Annotated in this window: 1 rRNA gene; it reads right to left on the bottom strand. The window is 52.1% G+C overall.

Features of this window, described 5'->3' with window-relative positions:
* Nucleotides 1-50: 50 nt before the first annotated feature.
* Nucleotides 51-1,599 (bottom strand): 16S ribosomal RNA (locus D1606_RS17945).
* Between the last annotated feature and the right edge of the window lie 33 nt (nucleotides 1,600-1,632).

Below are 1,632 nucleotides of genomic sequence, written 5' to 3'. Positions count from 1 at the left end.
AAGTGTTAATCCTATAAGTTCCAAGAACTTATTTCCGAAATATTCCTTAGAAAGGAGGTGATCCAGCCGCACCTTCCGATACGGCTACCTTGTTACGACTTCACCCCAATCATCTATCCCACCTTCGGCGGCTGGCCCCAAAAGGTTACCTCACCGACTTCGGGTGTTACAAACTCTCGTGGTGTGACGGGCGGTGTGTACAAGGCCCGGGAACGTATTCACCGCGGCATGCTGATCCGCGATTACTAGCGATTCCGGCTTCATGTAGGCGAGTTGCAGCCTACAATCCGAACTGAGAACGGTTTTATGAGATTAGCGTACTCTCGCGAGTTAGCGACTCTTTGTACCGTCCATTGTAGCACGTGTGTAGCCCAGGTCATAAGGGGCATGATGATTTGACGTCATCCCCACCTTCCTCCGGTTTGTCACCGGCAGTCACCTTAGAGTGCCCAACTGAATGATGGCAACTAAGATCAAGGGTTGCGCTCGTTGCGGGACTTAACCCAACATCTCACGACACGAGCTGACGACAACCATGCACCACCTGTCACCAATGTCCCCGAAGGGAAAACTCTATCTCTAGAGTGGTCACTGGGATGTCAAGACCTGGTAAGGTTCTTCGCGTTGCTTCGAATTAAACCACATGCTCCACCGCTTGTGCGGGCCCCCGTCAATTCCTTTGAGTTTCAACCTTGCGGTCGTACTCCCCAGGCGGAGTGCTTAATGCGTTAGCTGCAGCACTAAGGGGCGGAAACCCCCTAACACTTAGCACTCATCGTTTACGGCATGGACTACCAGGGTATCTAATCCTGTTTGCTCCCCATGCTTTCGCGCCTCAGCGTCAGTTGCAGACCAGAAAGTCGCCTTCGCCACTGGTGTTCCTCCAAATCTCTACGCATTTCACCGCTACACTTGGAATTCCACTTTCCTCTTCTGCACTCAAGTCTCCCAGTTTCCAATGACCCTCCACGGTTAAGCCGTGGGCTTTCACATCAGACTTAAGAAACCGCCTGCGCGCGCTTTACGCCCAATAAATCCGGACAACGCTTGCCACCTACGTATTACCGCGGCTGCTGGCACGTAGTTAGCCGTGGCTTTCTAATAAGGTACCGTCAAGGTACGTTCATTTCCTAACGTACTTGTTCTTCCCTTACAACAGAGTTTTACGATCCGAAAACCTTCATCACTCACGCGGCGTTGCTCCATCAGACTTTCGTCCATTGTGGAAGATTCCCTACTGCTGCCTCCCGTAGGAGTTTGGGCCGTGTCTCAGTCCCAATGTGGCCGATCACCCTCTCAGGTCGGCTATGCATCGTTGCCTTGGTAGGCCGTTACCCCACCAACTAGCTAATGCACCGCGGGCCCATCCTGTAGTGACGCGAGATGCGCCTTTTAACATTTCACCATGAGGTGAAATGGATTATCCGGTATTAGCTCCGGTTTCCCGAAGTTATCCCAGTCTACAGGGCAGGTTGCCCACGTGTTACTCACCCGTCCGCCGCTAAATCAGAGAAGCAAGCTTCTCGTCATTCGCTCGACTTGCATGTATTAGGCACGCCGCCAGCGTTCGTCCTGAGCCAGGATCAAACTCTCCATAAAAGTAAAGTTTGAAAGCTCATTAGCTTTGCTAGC

Origin of the sequence: Rummeliibacillus sp. POC4, assembly GCF_003576525.1 — a bacterium.
Classification (GTDB): Bacteria; Bacillota; Bacilli; order Bacillales_A; family Planococcaceae; genus Rummeliibacillus.
This window is presented reverse-complemented; position numbering and strand designations above follow the sequence as displayed.